The sequence below is a fragment of the Salmonella sp. SAL00653 genome, from assembly GCF_046552515.1.
Classification (GTDB): domain Bacteria; phylum Pseudomonadota; class Gammaproteobacteria; order Enterobacterales; family Enterobacteriaceae; genus Salmonella; species Salmonella enterica.
In genome coordinates, this window is record NZ_JBGDTY010000009.1 from 160,271 (window position 1) to 181,262 (window position 20,992).

Annotated in this window: 23 protein-coding genes and 3 pseudogenes; 25 read left to right on the forward strand and 1 reads right to left on the reverse strand. The window is 50.8% G+C overall.

Annotation, left to right across the window (positions count from 1 at the left end; translation table 11 throughout):
- The first annotated feature begins 6 nt into the window (after positions 1-6).
- The 25 genes and pseudogenes from ACLJRU_RS12575 to ACLJRU_RS12695 all read left to right on the forward strand — a co-directional run bounded on the left by ACLJRU_RS12575 (position 7) and on the right by ACLJRU_RS12695 (position 20,092).
- Complete coding sequence (locus ACLJRU_RS12575) at positions 7-321, forward strand: hypothetical protein (RefSeq protein WP_000777267.1); 315 nt, start codon at positions 7-9, stop codon at positions 319-321.
- Positions 322-479: 158 nt separating this feature from the next.
- Positions 480-935, forward strand: coding sequence for a Gp37 family protein (locus ACLJRU_RS12580; RefSeq protein ID WP_001541292.1), 456 nt, complete (start codon positions 480-482; stop codon positions 933-935).
- Positions 932-1,129, forward strand: a complete 198-nt coding sequence (locus ACLJRU_RS12585; RefSeq protein WP_000875314.1) for a hypothetical protein — start codon at positions 932-934, stop codon at positions 1,127-1,129. The genes ACLJRU_RS12580 and ACLJRU_RS12585 overlap by 4 nt, the downstream gene beginning before the upstream one ends.
- The gene (locus ACLJRU_RS12590; protein ID WP_000729853.1) at positions 1,119-2,546 is read left to right on the forward strand and encodes a phage tail sheath family protein; all 1,428 of its coding nucleotides are present in this window, start codon (positions 1,119-1,121) and stop codon (positions 2,544-2,546) included. The genes ACLJRU_RS12585 and ACLJRU_RS12590 overlap by 11 nt, the downstream gene beginning before the upstream one ends.
- The gene (locus ACLJRU_RS12595; protein WP_000907494.1) at positions 2,546-3,070 is read left to right on the forward strand and encodes a phage major tail tube protein; all 525 of its coding nucleotides are present in this window, start codon (positions 2,546-2,548) and stop codon (positions 3,068-3,070) included. Before ACLJRU_RS12590 ends, ACLJRU_RS12595 begins: the two co-directional genes overlap by 1 nt.
- Before the next feature lie 51 nt (positions 3,071-3,121).
- Positions 3,122-3,439: a phage tail assembly protein gene (locus ACLJRU_RS12600; protein WP_001003641.1), complete on the forward strand. Its 318-nt coding sequence runs from the start codon at positions 3,122-3,124 to the stop codon at positions 3,437-3,439.
- Positions 3,399-3,527 carry a GpE family phage tail protein gene (locus ACLJRU_RS12605; RefSeq protein WP_001185655.1) on the forward strand — a complete coding sequence of 43 codons (129 nt, stop codon included), beginning with the start codon at positions 3,399-3,401 and terminating at the stop codon, positions 3,525-3,527. Before ACLJRU_RS12600 ends, ACLJRU_RS12605 begins: the two co-directional genes overlap by 41 nt.
- Before the next feature lie 96 nt (positions 3,528-3,623).
- Positions 3,624-5,978 (forward strand): annotated as a pseudogene (locus tag ACLJRU_RS12610) (phage tail tape measure protein).
- Entirely contained in the window at positions 5,978-6,931 is a 954-nt protein-coding gene (locus tag ACLJRU_RS12615) for a phage tail protein (protein ID WP_000271432.1), read from the forward strand. The pseudogene ACLJRU_RS12610 and the gene ACLJRU_RS12615 overlap by 1 nt, the downstream one beginning before the upstream one ends.
- Complete coding sequence (locus ACLJRU_RS12620) at positions 6,931-7,140, forward strand: tail protein X (protein WP_001269715.1); 210 nt, start codon at positions 6,931-6,933, stop codon at positions 7,138-7,140. The genes ACLJRU_RS12615 and ACLJRU_RS12620 overlap by 1 nt, the downstream gene beginning before the upstream one ends.
- Entirely contained in the window at positions 7,128-8,171 is a 1,044-nt protein-coding gene (locus ACLJRU_RS12625; RefSeq protein WP_000818153.1) for a phage late control D family protein, read from the forward strand. Before ACLJRU_RS12620 ends, ACLJRU_RS12625 begins: the two co-directional genes overlap by 13 nt.
- Positions 8,172-8,180: 9 nt before the next feature.
- Positions 8,181-8,903, forward strand: coding sequence for a phage baseplate assembly protein V (locus tag ACLJRU_RS12630; protein ID WP_001541288.1), 723 nt, complete (start codon positions 8,181-8,183; stop codon positions 8,901-8,903).
- 326 nt (positions 8,904-9,229) lie between these two features.
- The gene (locus ACLJRU_RS12635; protein WP_000593182.1) at positions 9,230-9,592 is read left to right on the forward strand and encodes a GtrA family protein; all 363 of its coding nucleotides are present in this window, start codon (positions 9,230-9,232) and stop codon (positions 9,590-9,592) included.
- Positions 9,589-10,518 carry a glycosyltransferase family 2 protein gene (locus ACLJRU_RS12640; RefSeq protein ID WP_000703637.1) on the forward strand — a complete coding sequence of 310 codons (930 nt, stop codon included), beginning with the start codon at positions 9,589-9,591 and terminating at the stop codon, positions 10,516-10,518. Before ACLJRU_RS12635 ends, ACLJRU_RS12640 begins: the two co-directional genes overlap by 4 nt.
- Positions 10,518-12,065 (forward strand): annotated as a pseudogene (locus ACLJRU_RS12645) (DUF6056 family protein). Before ACLJRU_RS12640 ends, ACLJRU_RS12645 begins: the two are co-directional and overlap by 1 nt.
- 163 nt (positions 12,066-12,228) lie before the next feature.
- Entirely contained in the window at positions 12,229-12,588 is a 360-nt protein-coding gene (locus tag ACLJRU_RS12650) for a GPW/gp25 family protein (protein ID WP_001093501.1), read from the forward strand.
- Positions 12,579-13,694: a baseplate J/gp47 family protein gene (locus ACLJRU_RS12655; protein ID WP_000951730.1), complete on the forward strand. Its 1,116-nt coding sequence runs from the start codon at positions 12,579-12,581 to the stop codon at positions 13,692-13,694. Before ACLJRU_RS12650 ends, ACLJRU_RS12655 begins: the two co-directional genes overlap by 10 nt.
- Complete coding sequence (locus ACLJRU_RS12660; RefSeq protein WP_000359503.1) at positions 13,687-14,319, forward strand: phage tail protein I; 633 nt, start codon at positions 13,687-13,689, stop codon at positions 14,317-14,319. Before ACLJRU_RS12655 ends, ACLJRU_RS12660 begins: the two co-directional genes overlap by 8 nt.
- A gap of 2 nt (positions 14,320-14,321) precedes the next feature.
- A complete protein-coding gene (locus tag ACLJRU_RS12665) occupies positions 14,322-15,980 on the forward strand; it encodes a phage tail protein (protein ID WP_000368206.1) in 1,659 nt (552 codons plus the stop codon).
- Positions 15,981-15,986: 6 nt separating this feature from the next.
- The gene (locus tag ACLJRU_RS12670) at positions 15,987-16,601 is read left to right on the forward strand and encodes a DUF4376 domain-containing protein (protein WP_001151757.1); all 615 of its coding nucleotides are present in this window, start codon (positions 15,987-15,989) and stop codon (positions 16,599-16,601) included.
- Complete coding sequence (locus tag ACLJRU_RS12675) at positions 16,598-17,053, forward strand: hypothetical protein (protein WP_000084338.1); 456 nt, start codon at positions 16,598-16,600, stop codon at positions 17,051-17,053. The genes ACLJRU_RS12670 and ACLJRU_RS12675 overlap by 4 nt, the downstream gene beginning before the upstream one ends.
- 251 nt (positions 17,054-17,304) lie before the next feature.
- Positions 17,305-17,594 (forward strand): annotated as a pseudogene (locus tag ACLJRU_RS12680) (hypothetical protein).
- Positions 17,595-17,790: 196 nt separating this feature from the next.
- A complete protein-coding gene (locus tag ACLJRU_RS12685; protein WP_023235456.1) occupies positions 17,791-18,519 on the forward strand; it encodes a hypothetical protein in 729 nt (242 codons plus the stop codon).
- 261 nt (positions 18,520-18,780) lie between these two features.
- Positions 18,781-19,722: a ketopantoate/pantoate/pantothenate transporter PanS gene (gene panS / locus ACLJRU_RS12690; protein ID WP_000881654.1), complete on the forward strand. Its 942-nt coding sequence runs from the start codon at positions 18,781-18,783 to the stop codon at positions 19,720-19,722.
- A gap of 97 nt (positions 19,723-19,819) precedes the next feature.
- Positions 19,820-20,092 (forward strand): DUF3811 domain-containing protein, encoded by a 273-nt coding sequence (locus ACLJRU_RS12695; protein ID WP_001207628.1) that lies wholly within the window; start codon positions 19,820-19,822, stop codon positions 20,090-20,092.
- Here the strand turns inward: ACLJRU_RS12695 and rluF are convergent.
- Complete coding sequence (rluF, locus tag ACLJRU_RS12700; RefSeq protein WP_001541283.1) at positions 20,089-20,958, reverse strand: 23S rRNA pseudouridine(2604) synthase RluF; 870 nt, start codon at positions 20,956-20,958, stop codon at positions 20,089-20,091. The two genes, ACLJRU_RS12695 and rluF, sit on opposite strands and share 4 nt — an antisense overlap.
- Between the last annotated feature and the right edge of the window lie 34 nt (positions 20,959-20,992).

Consider the following 20,992-nt stretch of genomic DNA (forward strand, 5'->3'; position numbering starts at 1 on the left):
GGAGTAATGAAACTCAGTATCGATTTTTGGGAAGTCATCTCCCTCTTACTTTCGTTTGTTGGATTAATGTTTGCCGCCGGTAAATTGCTGCTGGCGCAAATTGAAAAACGGCTGAATGAACGTTTTGAAGCACTGGAAGCTGCCCGGCGCGAATCAGAAATAGGCTGGTCCAGGCTCGAAAGAGAATTTCTGGAGTTCCGCGCCGATCTGCCGCTGCATTATGTCCGCAGAGACGACTATCTGCGCGGCCAGGCTGTTCTGGAAGCAAAACTGGATGCGCTATATAGCAAAATAGAACTGATCCAACGAGGTAACCATTAAACAAATCCCCGCCGTTTATACGCCGGGGATTTTTTATTCGTTTTAACTTTTTTCTCTAAAGGAGATTAAAAGATTCCTGATGCCTGATACATCAAAATACGTCTGAACGATAACGAAGAGAGAATATCATCTCTCCCGGTAAATCAAGGAAAGCGTATATGGAAACATTATCTGTTGTACATACCGTGGCGAATAGACTACGTGAATTAAACCCTGATATGGATATACATATTTCATCAACCGATGCGAAAGTATATATCCCAACAGGACAGCAGGTAACGGTATTAACTCACTACTGCGGTTCGGTTTTTGCCGAACCAGAAAATACGGATGCCACGGTACAAAAACAACTAATCCGGATTTCCGCCACCGTTATTGTTCCGCAAATAAGTGACGCGATAAACGCGCTGGATCGTCTACGTCGCTCGTTGGGGGGCATTGAACTTCCCGACTGTGATCGTCCGCTCTGGCTGGAAAGCGAAAAATATATCGGCGACGCCGCAAACTTCTGCCGTTACGCCCTGGATATGACCGCCAGCACCCTGTTTATCGCGGAACAGGAAAGCAAGGACTCCCCCCTGCTGACAATCGTTAATTATGAGGAAATTCAATGAAATATATCTACAGTGGCCCGGCAAGCGGCGTCACGCTCGCCGACGGTCAGGAAGTCTTACTGTGGCCCAATAGCGAAATCTCGCTGCCGGAAGATAACGAGTGGGTAATCACCATGATTGCCCGCCGTCACCTGGTGCCAGTGGTTACGCAAGAAGTAGAAACTAATGAAGAGGAAATTGTCCATGGCAGCTAATTACCTGCACGGTGTAGAGACCATTGAGATCGAAACCGGCCCACGTCCGGTTAAGGCGGTTAAATCTGCGGTTATTGGTCTGATCGGCACCGCGCCATGCGGCCCGGTTAACCAGCCGACGCTGTGCCTTTCTGAAAGCGACGCGGCACAGTTTGGCCCAGGTCTGGCAAATTTCACCATCCCGCAGGCGCTGAAGGCGATCTACGATCACGGCGCAGGGACGGTCGTGGTGATTAACGTGCTGAATCCGGCGGTACACAAAAGTACCATTCCCAGTGAAACCGTGAAGGTTGATGACAACGGTCAGATTCAACTCAAGCACGGGGCCGTGCAAACAATGAGTATTGGCCGCAGCACGAACGCCGGAAACGCTTATATCAAAGGCACCGATTACACCATTGATATGCTGACCGGTAAAATCACCTGTATGGGAACCAATCTGAAACCCGGCGTTCAGGCCTATGTAAATTATACTTACGCGGACCCCACCAAAGTGACTGCCGCCGATATTGTTGGCGCGGTAAACACGGCGGGTGACCGTACCGGCATGAAGCTGTTACAGGACACCTGGAACCAGTTTGGTTTTTACGCAAAGATCCTGATTGCGCCGGTCTTTTGTACGCAAAACTCGGTCGCCGTTAAGCTTATCGCTCAGGCAGAAGCGCTGGGAGCCATTACCTACATTGATGCGCCCATCGGCACGACTTTCCAGCAGGTTCTGGCAGGGCGCGGCCCGCAGGGGGCGATTAACTTCAATACCAGTTCCGATCGCGCGCGTCTGTGCTATCCGCACGTTAAAGTGTACGACAGCGCGACGGACAGCGAAGTCCTGGAGCCGCTCTCCTCCCGCGCCGCTGGCCTGCGTGCCAAAGTGGATCTGGAAAAAGGCTTCTGGTGGAGCAACTCCAATCAGGAAATTCAGGGCATTACCGGCGTAGAGCGCTCGCTGTCAGCGATGATCGACGATCCGCAAAGCGAAGTGAATCAACTGAATGAAAACGGCATCACCACCATCTTCAACAGCTATGGCTCCGGTTTGCGCCTGTGGGGCAACCGTACCGCCGCCTGGCCGACGGTTACTCATATGCGTAACTTTGAGAACGTGCGCCGTACCGGCGATGTAATCAACGAATCGATTCGTTATTTCAGCCAGCAGTATATGGATATGCCGATAAACCAGGCGCTGATCGACGCGCTGACCGAATCGGTGAACACCTGGGGCCGCAAGCTGATTGCCGACGGCGCGTTGTTGGGCTTTGAATGCTGGTACGACCCGGCGCGTAATGAACAGACTGAACTGGCCGCCGGGCATCTGTTGCTGAGCTACAAATTCACCCCGCCGCCGCCGCTGGAACGTCTGACGTTTGAAACCGAAATTACCTCTGAATATTTAGTTTCTCTGGAGAGCAATCGCTAATGGCTGGAAAAATTCAAATTAACCGTATTACCAACGCCAATATTTATCTTGATGGTAATAATCTTTTAGGTCGCGCGAGTGAAATTAAACTGCCTGATATCAGCATGATTATGCAGGAGCATAAAGCGCTGGGGATGGTAGGTAAAATTGAACTGCCTGCCGGCTTTGACAAACTGGAGGGAGAAATTAAATGGAACTCGTTTTACCACGACGTCATGCGTAAAACGGCAAACCCGTGGCAGGCGGTGGCATTGCAGTGCCGCTCCAGCATCGATTGTTATAACTCGCAGGGTAAAGCGGATCAGTTAGCGCTGGTGACGCATATGACCGTAATGTTTAAAAAGAACCCGCTGGGAACGTTTAAACAGAATGAAAACCCGGAATTCAGCAGCGCCTTCGGCTGCACTTATATTAAACAGGTGGTTGACGGTGAAACGCTTCTTGAACTGGATTATCTGGCGAATATTTTCCGCGTAAATGGCGCGGATCAATTAAATGCCTACCGCAATAATATTGGCGGTTAATTACTTCGGGGCTACGGCCCCGAATTTAACACGACGAATAAGGACTACACCATGAACGAAAAATATACCCTGCAATTTCCGTTTACCTCCGCCGCCGGGGAACGTATCGACGTTTTGCAATTACGTCGCCTGAAGGTAAAAGATATGCGCGCCGCGCGACGCGCCAGCGATAAACCGGAAGAGTGGGATGAGCCGCTGATGGCGGCTATGACCGGGCTGGTAACCGAAGATCTGGCGGAAATGGATCTGCTGGATTATCAGGCATTGCAGAAACGATTTCAGGCCATGCTTAGCATGGCTACAGAACCCACAGCAGTTGTGGCAGGCAATGGCGCTGCTGGCGAGGTGGTTTCGCTTTCCGCCCAGTGAAATTGACGCGCTGTCGGTTGACGATTTTACCCGCTGGCTGGACGAAGCCAGCGCGCAAATTAAACACGAATACGACTCGCAGGCTTAATGCCTGCGGGTTTCCTGACCCAAGCCCGGTTCACTCCTTCCCTGTCCTTTTTCCGGCAAGCAGCCTGTTACCGGGCAACTTATACGAGACACTATTTTGGCCAACGACATTATTACTCAGCTTCAGGCGCGTAATGAGACGTTGACGCAGGCAATAGCCCGTTACGGCTCACTCAACGCCAGCACGCTGCACACGCTCAGCTTTGAGCAAACAAAAATCACCCGGCTTACGCAACAGCTCGCTAACTCTGCCCTTGGCCGGGAAGAGAACGATAAACAGCGCGTCGGGTTGCTGGAAAAAACACAAACGTTCGCCGGACAGCTCGGCAAGCTCCTGAACATTGAGACTCCCGACTGGAAGCTGCCTTACGAATTTCAGGGCAACATGGTCGATATGGCGGCGAAAGGCGGCATGGATAACACCGCGCGGGACGCCCTGAGCCTGAATATCCGCGACTGGAGCCTTGATTTCAACCAGGATCAAAAAGATCTGCAAAGCGCCGCCGCCACGATGATCGAAGGCGGCGTCAGCGCATTGCAGGATCTTAGCCGCTACATGCCCGATATCGCCAAAGCCGCGACCGCCTCCCGCGACAGCGCGCAAAGCTGGGCGCAGGCGGCTCTGGCCACTCGCGACAAACTGAACATCGCCCCTGACGACTTCCGTTTTGCGCAAAATATGCTGTACAGCGTGGCAAAAAGCGGCGGCGGCTCCGTTGCAGAACAAACCTAGTGGATTAACGCCTTTGCCGGAAAAACCGGCGCTCAGGGGAAAGAAGGCATTGCGGAACTGACCGCAACGATGCAAGTCGCCATGAAAAACGCCCCTGACGCAGGCGCGGCGGCAGCGAATTTCGACCATTTCCTGAAATCCGCCTTCTCGAAAGAGACGGACAGTTGGTCTGCCCGCCAGGGCGTGGATCTTCAGGGATCGCTGCTGGAGCATCAGCAAAATGGGATCGGCGTGACGGAAGCGATGACCCACATCGTGCAGATGCAACTGGAGAAAATGAACCCGCAGATCCTCGACACCTTCAGGCAAACCATGAAGATTGAGGATCTTTCCGCGCGCGGCGACACGCTACAGGCCATGACGGAGAAATTTAACCTCGGCGCGATGTTCGGCGATGCGCAAACGCGGGATTTTCTCGCCCCGATGCTGGCGAATATGGACGAATATCGCCAGCTAAAAGCCTCCGCAATGCAGGCGGCGGGGCAACATTTTATTGATGATGACTTCGCCGCGAAAATGACATCGCCCGGAGAACAGACCAAAGCGTTACAACTTTCACTTAACGATCTGTGGCTGACCGTCGGCCTGGAACTGATGCCCGCCATTGGTGAACTGGCGCAAAGCATCACGCCGCTGGTGCGGCAGTTCAGCGCCTGGCTGCGGGAAAATCCGGCGCTGGTGCAAGGGGTCGCCAAAGTCGTTGGCGTTATCTGGCTGTTCAACGGGGCGCTGAATATTCTCAGGCTGGGAGCAAACCTCATTGCGTCACCGTTTATTTGCCTGATCGAGCTCTTCCTGAAGGTCAAAGCCGGTCTGGCGCTGGGCGGCGGCAGTCGCGCGCTGTCGGTTCTGAAATCGTTTGGCAACGGTGCGAAAAGCCTGACGATGCTGCTGGGAAACGGCCTGATAAAAGGGCTACGGCTGGTCGGCCAGACATTTATCTGGCTGGGTCGGGCGCTGCTGATGAACCCTGTCGGCCTGACTATCACCGCTATCGCAGGCGCCGCCTATTTACTTTATCGCTACTGGGAACCGATTTCCGGTTTCTTTGCCGGAGTCTGGGAGCGCATCAAAACCGCCTTTGACGGAGGCATTGCAGGCGTCACGCGTCTGATTCTCGACTGGTCGCCGCTGGGGCTGTTTTACCGCGCCTTCGCCAGCGTACTGGACTGGTTTGGCATTGAACTCCCCGCCAGCTTCAGCGAATTTGGCGGCAATATTCTGGATAGCCTGATCAACGGCATTCTGAATGCGCTTCCTTTCCTGAACGGGGCGATTGAGAAGATAAAAGCGCTGATCCCCGATTGGGCGAAAAGCGCGCAGGGCATCAGCACTGAAATGCCGTCTGTCGCCGCCGCCGTCCCCGGTATTGCCGGAACAATGGTCGCGCAACAGGCCAGCGCGCCGCTGGCATCGGGAGCGAAAGCGGTGACAACCTCGGCCAAAACGATGGCCTCGCCGCAGCCTATGAAGACGAAAAGCGCCGCCACGCCGCCGACGCCAGCCGCGCTTCCCGGCAAATCCGGCGGGAAACCTTATACGCTGCCCTCCCGCGCGCAAAGCAACGTGCAGGTACACTTTTCCCCGCAGGTTACCGTGCAGGGAAGCGGCGCGAATGCCACCAAAGATATCAACAACGTGCTGTCGCTGAGTAAACGTGAGCTGGAGAGAATGATTAACGATGTCATGGCGCAACAACGGCGCCGGGAGTACGCATAATGTATGCCGTATTAGGCGAAATAGAATTTGACGTCGTCGCTTACTGGGACGAATTTGAAAGCACGATGGGCGTGGATTATACCAGCCATGCCCGTATTGAAGGGAAACCGGGCGTGCAATTTATCGGCGATAAGCTGGACAAAATCACCCTGAAATTCAACTTTCATAGTCAGTATTGCCAGCCGACCACCGAGCTGAACCGTCTGCGGGAAGCCATGACCGCGCACCAGGCGATGGCGCTGGTGTTCGGCAACGGCGATTATCGCGGCTGGTTCGTGATTACCGATCTGACCGCTACCCACCAACACACCGATCCTTACGGTAACGTCATTGCCCAGGGCGGCACTCTGTCGCTACAGGAGTACACCGGCGATCCGAAGAGCCCGTTGCTGCCTCCGGCCATCACCACCCAGGAACCGAACATTGACGAGATGTTGGATGAGCTTCCCGACGTTAGCGATTCCTGGTTCGATGAACTGATGAGCGCCGTTGAAGAGGGTATGCGTGAAGCCAAAGAGATGATGGATGAGGTGGCCGACGCCATTGATGACATCAAAAAAACGATCGCCCAGGCGAAAGAGCTGGTGAAGGAAGCCAAAGCGCTGAAAGAAAAATGTGGCGATATCGTCGATTCGCTGAAAAAAACCATGAGTTCGATAGACGCGCTGTTCCAGCAGCCGCTGGATTTGCAAACGCTGGCCGGGCTGCCGAAAGCGCTGGCGGCAAAAATGCAGGAACTGATCGACAGCCTGCCGGGGATCCGCGAATGCGCGGGCGATGCTGGCACGCTTATCGAACACGCCGAATCGCTGTTTGACGCTATCACCAGCAGCGTCGCGGAAGCGACTTACGACAGCGCCGCGACGCTGGTCAATCAGGCGCGCGGCACGCTGCAAACAAGCGCCCCTGACGTGAGCCAGCTTGCCGCCGCCGATATTACGAGGAGTCTGTAATGCGCTACCTTGAACATGTCACTACCGACGGCGAACGCTGGGATAATCTCGCCTGGCGCTATTACGGCGATGCGCTGGCCTACGAACGCATCATCGCGGCCAATCCGCACATCGCTATTATGCCAGTTTTGCCGTCAGGCGTGCGGCTGAACATCCCGGTTATCAGCGTCACGCAAACGACCCCGGAGCTACCGCCATGGCTGAGATAACGGTATCCGGCGGGGTGTTCGCCACCCTGACGCCCATTTTTACCCTTTGGTACGGACATAAAGAGATCACTTACGACATCGCGCCTTATGTCACCAGCATCAGTTACAGCGACAGCATTAAAAACGAGTCGGATGTCATTGCCATTGCGCTGGAAGATAGCGCCGGGCGCTGGGTAAACGAATGGTATCCGAGAAAAGGCGACACGCTGGCGCTGCGCCTGGGCTACCAGGGCGAAGATCTGCTCGATTGCGGAATCTATGTCATTGATAAAATTGATATCAGCGCGCCGCCTTCGACGGTCAATATCGACGGTATCGCCACCTCGGTCAGCAAAGCGCTACGCACCAAAAACAGCCAGGGCTTTGAGGAGACGACGCTTTCCGCCATCGCCAGTCGCATCGCGCAAAAACACGGTTTAACGCTGGCGGGCAAGATTGCGCCGCTGACGATTGATCGGGTCACGCAATATGCCGAAACCGACGTGGCGTTTCTCAAACGGCTGGCGAGTGAATATGGCTATACCGTGAAAGTGACGGCGACGGAGCTTATCTTTTCGCATCTGCCGACGCTGCGCTGTCTGGCGCCGGTGAAGACGCTCAGGCGGACGGATATTTCGCACTACACGTTCAAAGATACCATCAACCGGATCTACAAAAACGCCACCGTGCAACATCAAAATAGTAAGCAAAAAGAACTGGTTATCTATACCCATGATAGCCAGGAAAAGACCTCGGCGCGCGGTGCGGCGACCAGCGCCGATACCCTGAAGATCAACAGTCGCGCCCCAGATGCCGGCGCGGCGCAGGCTAAAGCCAATGCTGCGCTGGACAGCCACAACGAATACCAGCAAACCGGCACGCTCAGCATGATGGGCTGCCCGCAGTTGACGGCGGGCAACAAGATAGAACTGAGCGATTTTGGCGTGCTTTCCGGGCAGTGGCTGATTGATAAATCCATGCACAAACTTACGCGCAGCGGCGGCTACACTACCGAAATCGACATTTCACGCGGACCGGCAACCAGCCAGTAAGGAGACAATATGAAAGGCGTTACCCGCCAGACGGGCATTATCAGCGATATTGATGAGGCGGTCGTGCGCGTCAGAGTCACTCTACCGGAGTGCGATAACCTGCGCAGTAACTGGCTTGCGGTGCTGCAACGCAACACGCAGGACAACAAAGATTACTGGTTGCCGGATATTGGCGAACAGGTCGAAGTGCTGCTCGACGACAACGGCGAGGATGGCGTGGTGCTGGGCGCGGTCTACTCCAGCGTGGATACCGCGCCGCTGGCCTCGCGCGACAAGCGCTACGTGCAGTTTTCCGACGGCGCGGCCTTTGAATATGACCGTGCGTTACACCAGCTCACCGTCAACGGCGGCATAGAAAAAATCGTCATTGAAGTGAAGGAACGTACGCAGCTTACTTCACCGCAAGTAGAGGTCAGGGCGCAGCACGTCACGGTGATATCAGAAAACGTAGACGTGGCGGCCACCTCCGTGGGCGTCAAGGCGGTAGATGTCAACGTGGAAGCGCCCCATACGGGCATTAAAGCGCTGAATGTCATCGTCGATGCGCCGCTCAGCACCTTTACCGGCGACGTTACCGTGATGAAAAAACTCACCTGGCTTGGCGGTATGGCAGGCAGCGGCGGCGTCGGAAACAGCGCGGTGATTACCGGCAACGTGAATGTCCTCGGCAACGTTAACGCCAGCGGTTCAGTGATGGACAGCGGCGGCAACTCCAACCACCACTCTCACTAACCTGCAAATTGCTGCTGGATGGTGGCTTCGCCTTATCCAGCCTGCAAAAGGTGCATAAACACCGGCCCGGTAAGCGCAGAAGCGCCACCGGGCAAATTGCTGGAGGATATTTATTTCAGCGCAACGTGATTAAGCCCTTTTCCCGCGCTATTTCCGATGAAAATGTAATCACTTTGCGCTGCAAATATTGCATATATGTATATTGGAAAACTAGCGTTATTTTTTACTTTAACTTCGCCTTGTTTACATAAAATCTGCTGTTCAGGAATGATCCTCTCAGTTTTGTCTGGTAGACTTCGCTGAATTACAACTTCTTGATTGCTATAATGATAAAATTATTTATAAAGTACGTTTCGATAGGCGTACTTAATACTGCTTTGCACTGGGCTATCTTTGCCCTTTGCGTCTATGGATTTCAAACAAGTCAGGCTTTGGCAAACGTAGCGGGCTTTGCTGTCGCTGTCAGTTTTAGTTTTTTCGCTAACGCCCGGTTTACCTTTGGAGCCAGCGTATCAACCGGACGTTATTTGCTGTACGTCGGTTTTATGGGCGTGCTGAGCGCCGTCGTGGGATGGACAGGCGACAAGTGTGCTATGCCTCCCATTTTTACGCTCATTGTATTTTCCGCAATTAGCCTTATTTGCGGATTTTTATATTCCAGATTCATTGTTTTCAGGAATGAGAAATGAAAATTTCATTAGTGGTTCCCGTCTTTAATGAAGAGGACGCGATCCCTATTTTCTATAAAACGGTCAGAGAATACAGTTCACTTAAACCTTATAACGTTGAGATTATCTTCGTTAATGATGGGAGTCACGATGCGACTGAATCAATCATCAGCGCATTAGCTGTTGCCGATCCTCTTGTTGTTCCGATCTCATTTACCCGCAATTTTGGTAAAGAACCTGCACTTTTTGCCGGATTGGATTACGCGACCGGAGATGTGGTGATCCCTATCGATGTTGATTTACAAGATCCCATCGAAGTAATCCCACATTTGATCAATAAATGGCAGGCTGGTACAGAAATGGTGCTGGCTAAGCGTATCGATCGTTCAACGGATGGCCACCTGAAGCGTAAAAGCGCTGAGTGGTTCTACAGGCTGCATAACAAAATCAGTACGCCAAAGATTGAAGAGAATGTCGGTGATTTTCGATTGATGTCGCGCGAGATTGTAGAAAATATCAAGCTATTACCAGAACGTAACCTTTTCATGAAAGGTATACTTTCATGGGTTGGAGGTCAAACAGATGTTGTCGAATATGCCCGTGCTGAACGTGTCGCAGGTAACTCAAAATTTAATGGCTGGAAACTCTGGAACCTGGCGCTGGAGGGGATTACAAGTTTTTCTACTTTCCCTTTGCGTATCTGGACGTATATAGGAGTGAGCGTTTCTGCCCTCTCCCTGATATATGCCATGTGGATGATCATTGATAAATTGATGTGGGGAAACCCTGTTCCTGGTTATCCTTCGCTTATGACCGCGATTCTCTTCTTAGGCGGCATCCAGCTTATCGGCATAGGCATCATGGGTGAATATATCGGACGCGTTTACACGGAGGTAAAGCAAAGGCCTCGCTATATCGTGAAAAACAAAAAAACAATGATGGAATAATGATTACTATGCTCAAGATATTACCGAAAACGGCGATGATACTACTGGCTTTTTTGGCCATTTTTCTTATTGAATGGTATACCCCCATTCACTCTGATGATTACCGCTATTACCTTTTAGGAATTTCGCCGGAATCACATTTTCATCATTATATGACATGGAGTGGCAGGATTATAGCTGATTACACCAGCGCACTCATCCTGTATACACGTTCTCAACTCGTGTATTCCATCAGCGCTGCCGTTTCGACACTGGTATTTTGTTATTTCATTGTGAAGACACCCTCAGGTACATTACGCTGGAATAAATCCGACTACTTATTATTCCCACTAATATTCTTCACTTACTGAATTTCGAACCCGAATTTGGGTCAAACCACTTTCTGGATCGTTGGTGCTGCGAATTATTTGTGGACGAATCTGTTCGTTGTTGCATGGCTGTTCTTCTTTTACACCATAACAATAAAAAACAGTAAAGCGATCAGCCCGTGGGTTGCATTACTAAGCTTTATGGCAGGCTGTTCCAATGAAAGCGTCTCACCTTTCGTCTCGCTTATTTCTGTTCTGGCCATTGCATACGAGTTATGGCAAAACAAATCTGTTTCGCGCAATAAGATAGTTTATAGTCTCTGTGCAATCGCAGGTTCATGCGTATTGATACTTTCTCCGGGCAATTTCATCCGCGCCAGCGGCAAAGAATTCTGGTATGGAAGGCCGATTTTTGAACGTATTTTCATTCACTTAACAGAACGCGTTCATAACCATCTGGCGCTGATCTGGATAGCTTATGTTGTTTTGTTATTGCTGGTCTTACTGGTCATATTCAATAAGCAGATTCGCGCCAAAATTGATAAAACGTCCCTTATCTGCGCTGCGTTAGTCGTATGTATAGGTATTGGCACTTCCTTAATCATGTTCGCGTCGCCGTCCTACCCCGATCGGGTTATGAACGGTACGTTTATGTTTTTCCTTTTAGCTATCTCCTTCATCGCTTACGCCCTGTTGAAAAGCGGCGTTAAGGCTGGAGTCGTCGGCGTAACTGCCGTGACTGTTCTCTGTGGTATCGTATTCCTTTGGTCCTATTCATTGATGCTTAACGGTTATAAAAAAACGGCCGGACAGGAAATCGTAAGACAAAAAATCATTACTAAAGAAATAGCGGCAGGTAAACAGAAGTTTATCATCCCTGACTATCATTTCGTCAAGTTGCAAAATAGCGGTGGTCATTTTGGTTTATTCCATGATCCTGCTGTTTACGGCGAGTATTATCATGTACAAGCTATTTTCAAAAAGAAAGTCAATTTTGATTATTCTGTAATCGCTAATGGAGCGAAGCACAGCCTTTCCAATGAAACGACGGCTTATAGCAACACCCGCGGGGATTTCGCTATTATCAGCCGGGAGCAGCTAACGGGTTCGATCACACTCTCGGTTAATGGACGGCAGAAAACGATTCCAGTTGAGAAAATGAAGCACGCAGAAATCAATGATGAATTCTGGTACTACGCTTCTGTAGACAAAGGTGAAATTACAGCAATTTCATTTTAACTTTACGTAAAACGTGATCTTCGCCATTTAACAAAATGTGCATCAACACAGGCCCGGTAAGCGCAGAAGCGCCGCCGGGCAAAACACATTCTGACCCCGCCATCAATTATTTCCTTAAAGCGCTTTAATATCTCTCCCCCCGCCGGAAGGCGAAAATAGCCTCATGAACACGAAAACACGACCCTCGACCCTGCACTGGCAACCTGCCTTGCAACGTCCTGAAGAATACGTCTGCGGGCTGGATGATATTCATCAGGCAATACACATCATTCTGCGCACGCCGCGCGGCAGCGATCCCCACAGGCCGCTTTTTGGCAGCAATCTGTGGCGCTATATCGATTACCCGATCGAGCGGGCCATTCCGCACGTTGTTCGGGAGTCGGTGGAAGCGATTCGCATGTGGGAACCCCGCTGCCGGTTGCTGAAGGTGACGCCGACGATTGACGGCGAACACCTGACGTTACGCGTGCAATGGCGCGCCGCAGACGGCGTAATCAACTCAACGGAGGTGTTATGGCGATAGCCGAACCCGACTTTATTGACCGCGATCCCGCGCAAATCACCAGCGAGATGATTGCGCAATATGAAGAAGCCAGCGGTAAAAAACTCTATCCGGCGCAGGCTGAGCGGCTGCTCATTGACCTGTTTGCTTATCGTGAAAACCTTGTCCGCATCGCCATCCAGGAGGCAGCGAAGCAAAACCTGGTCGCGTATTCCCGTGCGCCGATGCTGGATTATTTAGGCGAGCTGGTTGGCGTTCACCGTCTGCCCGCTCAGGCGGCAAAAACCACGCTGCAGTTTTCTGTTACTCAAGCGGCTAAAAGTAACCTGGTGATTCCACAGGGTACCCGCGCCAGCGCGTCGGATAGCGTGATGTTCGCCACCGACGAAGATGTTCTGTTGCCTGCGGGCAGCCTGAGCGTTGCGGTAACTGCAACCTGTGTAGCAACCGGTGAATCCGGCAATAACTGGCAACCTGCGCAAATCAGCGCGCTGGTGGATCGGGTAGGCAATTACGATCTCAGCGTCACCAATCTGACGGCCTCAAGTGGCGGCTGCGGCGAAGAGAACGACGACGCGCTACGTAAACGCATCCAGCTAGCGCCGGAAAGTTTCAGCAACGCGGGCAGCTATGGAGCCTATCGCTTCCATACGCTCTCGGTCAGCCAGTCGATTATCGACGTGGCGGTGCTGGGGCCGGATGAAGGGCTGGCGGAAGGCTGCGTGGAACTCTATCCGCTGACCCTGAACGGTCTGCCGGGGCCAGAGCTTCTTGCCCAGATCGAACGGGAGGTGAGCAAAGAGAAAAAGCGCCCGCTAACCGATAAGGTGAGCGCTAAATGTTCTCCGCGCGTACCTTATCAGATCCGCGCCCGGTTGACGCTGTTTACCACCGCCGATCAGGAGACGACGCTTGCCGCCGCGCGTGAAGCGATTAATACATGGACGCGCTCGCGCCAGACCCGGCTGGGCCAGGACATTGTGCCAAACCAGATAATTAAAGTATTACAGGTTGACGGCGTTTACGACGTCGCGCTGGATATGCCTGCGAAAAAGGTACTACAGGCGCACGAATGGGCGGAATGCACGGCCATTGACGTGACGATTGCCGGAGTCAGCGATGGATAAACTGCTTCTGCCGCCGCCGCTGGCCAGCGACGAACGTTTCTCAATTCTGGCAAATATCGCCGCCGAACGCTTTGCGCAAATCGACCTGACGGCGTTGCTGGTCTATCTGGTGGATATCGTTGATGCCTCGGCATTGCCCTCGTTGGCCGGGCAGTTTCATGTTCAGGGGCTTGAAGGCTGGCTATTTGCCGCCAATGAACAGGAGAAACGAGAGTTAATTAAACAGGCGATTGAACTGCATAAATATAAAGGAACTCCCTGGGCCGTTCGCCGCGTTCTGGAAATATTATCCTTACCCGGCACGATTTCCGAATGGTTTGAGTATGGCGGTAAGGCTTATTTTTTTAAGGTTGAAATTGAGCTAATTAACCAGGGCATGGATGAAAATCTGTTTAATAACCTGGTCGATCTTATTCATGAGTATAAGAACGTGCGCTCAAAGCTGGAAGCGTTAATTGTCTGGATAATTAACCAAAGCGCTATTCCTGTTATAGGCAGCGCGCTTTACGGTGGAGAAATAACGACCGTCTTACCCTTCCAGGTTCTGGAAGTTCAACAAACTAAACCGATCTATTTCGGTACAGGGCAATGGAGCCTTGAAATTACATCTATTTACCCGGAGTAATTATGGATAATGAGTTTTATACCCTCCTGACCGACTGGGGAATGGCGAAAATCGCCAGTGCCCTTGCGGATAAGAAACAGATACATCTGCAAAAGATGGCGGTTGGCGACGGCGGCGGACAATATTATGAACCGACCGCCAGCCAGACCAATTTACGCCACGAAGTCTGGCGCGGCGAGATGAATACGCTGACCGTTGCGCCGAATAACCCTAACTGGCTGATTGCCGAGTTGGTGCTGCCGGAGGATGTTGGCGGCTGGTACGTACGTGAAGTAGGCGTATTCGACGACGAGGGCGAGCTGATCGCCATCGGCAAATTCCCGGAATCCTACAAACCGCTGCTGCCGGGCGGCTGCGGCAAGCAGGTCTGTATCCGCCTGATTATGGAGGTCTCCAACACCACGGCGGTGACGCTGACGGTCGATCCGAGCATTGTGCTGGCGACGCGCGACTATGTGGATGCCCGGCTGGACGAGCATGAACATTCGACAAATCACCCGGATGCGACATTAACGCAGAAAGGGTTTACGCAGCTCAGTAATGCCACCGACAGCGATGACGAAACCAAAGCGGCTACGCCAAAGGCGGTAAAAGCGGCGATGGCGGAAGCGCGTAATCACACGCATACCTGGAACCAGATTACCGGCGTTCCGGACGGTACGCTGACGCAAAAGGGGATTGTTAAGCTTAACAGCGCGACGGACAGCACCAGTACGACGGAGGCGGCAACGCCCAGTGCGGTAAAGGCGGCGATGGATAAGGCGAATGCGGCAGCTCCGGCCAGCCATACTCACGCCTGGAACCAGATTACCGGCGTCCCGGACGGTACGCTGACGCAAAAAGGGATCGTGAAGCTTAACAGCGCGACGGACAGCACCAGTACGACGGAGGCGGCAACGCCCAGTGCGGTAAAGGCGGCGATGGACAAGGCAAACGCGGCGGCCCCGGCGAACCATACTCATACGCAGTTTTTTACCACAAATGGGACATTTACGGTTCCAGATGGAGTGACGACTCTATTTATCGAAGTAATGGGCGGTGGCGGCGGTGGGGCTGGCGGGTCTCAATCAATCAATTACGAGGCGCGTGGCGGTCACGCTGGAGAACAAATTGTCAGTATTGTTAATGTAGTTCCAGGCCAACAATTTCCCGTAAAAATTGGAGCTGGTGGGTGTGGGGGAGCATTTTGGTCAAATCCCCCGACGACATCAGTAGGAACAGTGACTGATCAAACGACTATCTATAGAAAGAGTTTTGATGGCGGTAGTTCCTCCTTCTCAGACATCACTGCGGCTGGGGGAATTGGAGGCGAAAGTATTTACCATACTAGAAATATTCAACCTTATATTAAATTTGTTGATCATCCTATGCCATATGCCTCGCACGAAATGGTTGTATATGCAGAATTATACTATGGACACAGCGGTGAAGGCTCACTTTATGGAGCCGGAGGGAAACCAGGAACAGTTATAACCGAATCATTAGCGAATGGAGGATATAAAGCAAATATGATACCTCCTACATCAGCGACAGGCTATGGTGCAGGAGGGGCTGGCGGCTCCTATCTTCCACCATTTAATTATCAAAATAGTGACTTAACAAATCTTGGAAATACCAGTGGCACAAATGGCTCCCCTGGTTTCGTAAAAATTTCATGGTAAATTAAAATGGCAAAATACGCATATTATGATCCACAATCATTTATTGTCCTAGACTGGATGGATACAGAACTCTACAATTATCCAGAAAGAAAATATTTGATTGAAGTCACTGAACAACAATGGCAAGAATACGCAAACACGAATAATCGTACTTGGGTTAATAGTGAAACATTATCATTTGTCACTGCTCCACCACCAGGTAACTTTTATAAGCTGGAAAAAGGCGAATGGGTATTTGATGAAACTCAGATGCGTATGGTTCTTAGCGATATAAAAGCAGCCAAAATTCAGCAAATCAAAACCCGGCGCGACACCGTTACCGCCGATTACATCATTATCGATGGCAACCATTTCCACAGCGATGCTAACAGCCGTATTCAACAAATGTCACTCACCAGAATGGGTCAGGCAAAGCAGATTCCGGCAGGGTTAATGTGGCAGACCAAAAATAACGGTTTGATTAAACTGACCAACGACATCGCCGCGCAGTTTGAAACCGTCACCGTGGATCACGATATGCGCCTGTTTGCCAACGCGCAGCGGCATATTGCGGCGGTAGAAGCGCTGGGGGATATCCAGGAAGTGCTCGACTACGACTATTCATCAGGCTGGCAGCCATGAGTCAAACCACCGTCTGGCTCGCTTGCTATAAGGGGCGATCGGAGTATCGCGGCATCGCCAGACTGGCCGACTGGCTCACGCGCAAAGTCACGCGCGGTATCTACTCTCACTGTGAACTGGCGGTAGAACACGGCGGTAATGAATACCTCTGCTACTCCGCGTCGTTTCGCGATCGCGGCGTGCGGGGAAAGATAATACCGTTACCGGACGATAAGTGGGATAAGCTACCGTTAAAGGCCACGTTGCCGGAAGTGGAGGCCTTTTTCCGCAAACATAACGGCAAACGCTATGACTGGCAGGGCGCGCTCGGTATCGCGCTGTATAACCGGGAGCGCAAAGATAAACTGTTTTGCAGCGAGTTTTGCGCTGAATTTCTCGGACTAAACGATAGCTGGCGCTACTCCCCCAGCCACCTTTATGCCTTAGTCAGTAGCTGGCAATACGATTGTTGAATCTCTCGCCGGCTATAAAGCCCGGCGGTGTTGAATTAAGTAATACCCGTTAGTATTTATTTGTTAGCATCAAATGTTCAGTTTGCATAGCAAATGAAGTATTATAAAAAACCATCTTATAGTATTTTTACCAATTGATACGTGAACCTCCCACGATAATAACATTTATTTAACAAGTTAGCTTTCTTCGTTGGAGGAAGAAAAAATCAAACTCTTACATTGCTTATTATTTTCCATATCTAAAAAAGGAAGTGGATTACGGAAATACTGGCGGCATGAGATCATTCACAGGAATGAATTTTTATTATATCGATTACTTATGCAGGCCAATAACAATCGCCGTCGTAATTTTTTATTTTGGTGGCGTCTGGCAAATGAGATGTATATCTATGGTTCAAAAAAACAGAAAAAAACTGGATTATGGATTAATCGCAAGCTAAATTCCAAATTTGGAATTGATATAGAGCTGGGAGCAGTAAAAAGGGGAAATAAGATCACTCCCATCCCAACTCTTATTTTATATCTCCCCATGGAAATATAAAAGACAAAACAATCATTAAAACATTTATCAACTTACATTACATATATTAATAACATTATAAACAAATTAATTACATTCACATCTTGAATGTAATTAAACTTCAATAACCATATGAACACTAATTTTGTTGCAATATAAAGCACATTAAATATAGTGGAACATGGCTAAAAACACCTAATATTCACCGGGGAATATAATGATTATTGTTTCTGTGCTCAGACAAAGCAAAGACTTCACCACAAAACATGCTCAATGGTTACATAAGCAGCTCAAAGGTTATGATTCTGTTTGTTTAACAGATGCGCTAAAGATAAAAGGGGTAAATACAGCGCCTCTTTTGTATGATTGGCCAGGATGGTGGGCAAAACTAGAACTTTTCAATCCACTGCATCCTGTTCTTGGTAATGAGGATATTCTCTATATTGATATAGATAGCGTTGTTGTGGGAGATATTACTCCTCTGACAACTATGAAAAAAATAACATTACTTAATGACTTTTCTCAGCATGGTGCTTCAGTTGCGCCAGCAACAGGTATTATGTTTATTCCTGCACCCGCAAAAAAAAATGTGTGGGATGAATTTATGAAAAATCCTGAAAAGGAAATCAATGCCATAAGAACCCCGCCCTATCATGGCGATCAAGGATTTATCGGCAGAATATGTCAAGATGCTGAAAGATGGCAAAACATCTTACCCGGAAGAATTATTAGTTACAAAGCTAATATAGCAACACCAAAAATGATTGGTTTTAACCCTGAACTATACTATGGGACAGGTAATGGAAAATTACCTGACGGAGCAAGCATAGTCTGTTTTCATGGTTCCCCTCGCCCCTGGAACACAGCATTGCCCTGGGTGCCTTATTTTAGTTTAAAAAACACAATCCAAAGCAAAGTGAAACAATATAAGTTATCACTGCGTTAAAGCTTCCTTCTCTTCAATGCCGGCGCTTTTCTTTACGCCACCAGAACCTCTATATATTTCTAATACGGTAGCGTAAGCGCCATCGGGCGATACGTTGCCGGATGGCGACGCAGGCGCGTCATCCAGCCTGTCACGTGCCCACACTGGATCATGAGCGTAATTTGTTTGAATAATCTTCCTTCACGCGATAAACAATAACTATGGTCTGGCTCGATCCTGACCCGTTGATAACAAACACAACATACTTGCAAGGAAAACAACATGCTCGCCGTCATTACCCGGCTGTTCCCGTTATGGGCGCTGCAGCTCTCTCTCATTGCGTATTACACACCATCCACCTTTACTCCTGTTGGGCCGTGGGTCGCGACACTACTGATGTTGATTATGTTCGGTATGGGGGTCCATCTTAACGTTGACGACTTTAAACGCGTGCTCTCCCGACCAGCCCCTGTCGCCGCAGGGATATTCCTGCACTATCTGGTAATGCCGCTCGCGGCATGGCTGCTGGCGTTGCTGTTTAAGATGCCGCCAGATCTGTCCGCCGGGATGGTACTGGTCGGCAGCGTAGCCAGCGGCACCGCCTCTAACGTAATGATCTATCTGGCGAAGGGAGACGTCGCGCTCTCAGTCACCATTTCATCGGTCTCCACGCTGGTCGGCGTGGTCGCCACACCACTACTCACGCGCCTGTACGTCGATGCCCATATTCAAGTCGACGTGATGGGTATGCTGCTGAGCATTCTACAGATTGTGGTCATTCCAATCACGCTGGGGCTGGTGATTCACCATCTGTTTCCGCGCGTAGTGAAAGTGGTAAAACCTTATCTGCCAGCATTCTCGATGGTGTGCATTTTGGCAATCATCAGCGCGGTGGTCGCGGGTTCAGCTTCACATATCGCCTCCGTCGGCTTTATGGTGATCATCGCGGTGATCCTGCATAACACCCTTGGCCTGCTTGGCGGCTACTGGGGTGGACGTCTGTTCGGTTTTGATGAGTCAACCTGTCGAACGCTGGCGATCGAAGTCGGGATGCAGAACTCTGGTCTTGCTGCTGCATTGGGTAAAATCTACTTTGGCCCGCTCGCAGCGCTGCCTGGCGCGCTGTTCTCAGTGTGGCACAACCTTTCAGGGTCACTACTGGCTGGTTACTGGTCCGGGAAACCGATTGTTGAAAAATCGGGCGAAACGGCAAAGGTAAATTAAAATATTGCCGGGTGGCGCAAGCTTACCCGGCTTACACGCTATCCGCCCGTTGCGTATTGCCGTAGACTAAATGCATCGGCTAACTGAGGGCACCCGTATGGCACTCCCCCGCATTACCCAAAAAGAGATGACCGAGCGCGAACAGCGCGAACTGAAAACGTTGCTGGACCGCGCCCGTATTGCGCACGGACGTCCGCTGACCAATTCTGAGACCAACAGCGTAAAAAAAGAGTACATCGATAAGCTGATGGCGCTGCGTGAGGCTGAAGCGAAAAAAGCCCGCCAGTTGAAGAAAAAGCAGGCGTATAAACCCGATACGGAAGCGTCATTCTCCTGGTCGGCGAATACGCCGACGCGCGGCAGACGTTAACGTCCTTTTTTCTTTCGTCCCGGCGAGGTAAAGCGCTTACCGCTTGATGTCGGGCGTGCTTTCTCATTGCTTTTTTCGATCGCCACGACCGGTCGCTTAATACCCGTGGTCTTCGGCTTCGCTTTGGCCTTTGGTTTGGCTTCGGAAGAGGAACGCTCAATCAATTTAAACAGATCGATCAGCTCATCGTCCGTCAGATCGCGCCACTCGCCCAGCGGAATCCCGCTCAGGCTGACGTTCATAATGCGCGTACGCTCCAGTTTCGTCACTTCATAACCAAAGTATTCACACATACGACGGATCTGACGGTTTAATCCCTGCACCAGGGTAATGCGAAAGACAAACGGCGCCTCTTTTTTCACCTTACATTTTTTGGTGACAGTACCCAGAATCGGCACGCCAGCGCCCATACCACGAATAAACTCGTCGGTAATCGGTTTATCCACCGTCACCAGATACTCTTTTTCGTGATCGTTACCGGCACGCAGAATCTTATTGACCAGATCGCCGTGGTTAGTCAGAAATATCAGCCCCTGCGAGTCTTTATCCAGACGACCAATCGGGAAGATACGTTTGCTGTGGTTCACAAAATCGACAATATTGTCGCGTTCGCCGTCTTCAGTGGTACTGACAATGCCAACCGGTTTATTCAGCGCAATCAGCACTAAATCATCCGCTTCTCGCGGCTCAATCAACCGACCATTTACTTTAACAACATCCCCGGCGACTACCTGATCGCCAATGGCGGCGCGTTTGCCGTTGATAAAGACATTGCCCTGTTCGATAAAACGGTCCGCCTCGCGACGCGAACAGATGCCGCTTTCACTGATATATTTATTAAGCCGGATAGATGTGTCGGTCAGCATATTTACTCTCTGAGAAATTTTTCTACATAAACGT

Coding starts and splice junctions, on each gene's coding strand:
- ACLJRU_RS12670 (WP_001151757.1), top strand. CDS start 15,987: ATGGCAAAATACGCATATTATGATCCACAATCATTTATTGTCCTAGAC.
- ACLJRU_RS12585 (WP_000875314.1), top strand. CDS start 932: ATGAAATATATCTACAGTGGCCCGGCAAGCGGCGTCACGCTCGCCGAC.
- ACLJRU_RS12640 (WP_000703637.1), top strand. CDS start 9,589: ATGAAAATTTCATTAGTGGTTCCCGTCTTTAATGAAGAGGACGCGATC.
- ACLJRU_RS12625 (WP_000818153.1), top strand. CDS start 7,128: ATGGCTGAGATAACGGTATCCGGCGGGGTGTTCGCCACCCTGACGCCC.
- ACLJRU_RS12590 (WP_000729853.1), top strand. CDS start 1,119: ATGGCAGCTAATTACCTGCACGGTGTAGAGACCATTGAGATCGAAACC.
- ACLJRU_RS12655 (WP_000951730.1), top strand. CDS start 12,579: ATGGCGATAGCCGAACCCGACTTTATTGACCGCGATCCCGCGCAAATC.
- ACLJRU_RS12630 (WP_001541288.1), top strand. CDS start 8,181: ATGAAAGGCGTTACCCGCCAGACGGGCATTATCAGCGATATTGATGAG.
- ACLJRU_RS12600 (WP_001003641.1), top strand. CDS start 3,122: ATGAACGAAAAATATACCCTGCAATTTCCGTTTACCTCCGCCGCCGGG.
- panS (WP_000881654.1), top strand. CDS start 18,781: ATGCTCGCCGTCATTACCCGGCTGTTCCCGTTATGGGCGCTGCAGCTC.
- ACLJRU_RS12635 (WP_000593182.1), top strand. CDS start 9,230: ATGATAAAATTATTTATAAAGTACGTTTCGATAGGCGTACTTAATACT.
- ACLJRU_RS12615 (WP_000271432.1), top strand. CDS start 5,978: ATGTATGCCGTATTAGGCGAAATAGAATTTGACGTCGTCGCTTACTGG.
- ACLJRU_RS12650 (WP_001093501.1), top strand. CDS start 12,229: ATGAACACGAAAACACGACCCTCGACCCTGCACTGGCAACCTGCCTTG.
- ACLJRU_RS12575 (WP_000777267.1), top strand. CDS start 7: ATGAAACTCAGTATCGATTTTTGGGAAGTCATCTCCCTCTTACTTTCG.
- ACLJRU_RS12660 (WP_000359503.1), top strand. CDS start 13,687: ATGGATAAACTGCTTCTGCCGCCGCCGCTGGCCAGCGACGAACGTTTC.
- ACLJRU_RS12675 (WP_000084338.1), top strand. CDS start 16,598: ATGAGTCAAACCACCGTCTGGCTCGCTTGCTATAAGGGGCGATCGGAG.
- ACLJRU_RS12580 (WP_001541292.1), top strand. CDS start 480: ATGGAAACATTATCTGTTGTACATACCGTGGCGAATAGACTACGTGAA.
- rluF (WP_001541283.1), bottom strand. CDS start 20,958: ATGCTGACCGACACATCTATCCGGCTTAATAAATATATCAGTGAAAGC.
- ACLJRU_RS12595 (WP_000907494.1), top strand. CDS start 2,546: ATGGCTGGAAAAATTCAAATTAACCGTATTACCAACGCCAATATTTAT.
- ACLJRU_RS12620 (WP_001269715.1), top strand. CDS start 6,931: ATGCGCTACCTTGAACATGTCACTACCGACGGCGAACGCTGGGATAAT.
- ACLJRU_RS12605 (WP_001185655.1), top strand. CDS start 3,399: ATGGCGCTGCTGGCGAGGTGGTTTCGCTTTCCGCCCAGTGAAATTGAC.
- ACLJRU_RS12695 (WP_001207628.1), top strand. CDS start 19,820: ATGGCACTCCCCCGCATTACCCAAAAAGAGATGACCGAGCGCGAACAG.
- ACLJRU_RS12665 (WP_000368206.1), top strand. CDS start 14,322: ATGGATAATGAGTTTTATACCCTCCTGACCGACTGGGGAATGGCGAAA.
- ACLJRU_RS12685 (WP_023235456.1), top strand. CDS start 17,791: ATGATTATTGTTTCTGTGCTCAGACAAAGCAAAGACTTCACCACAAAA.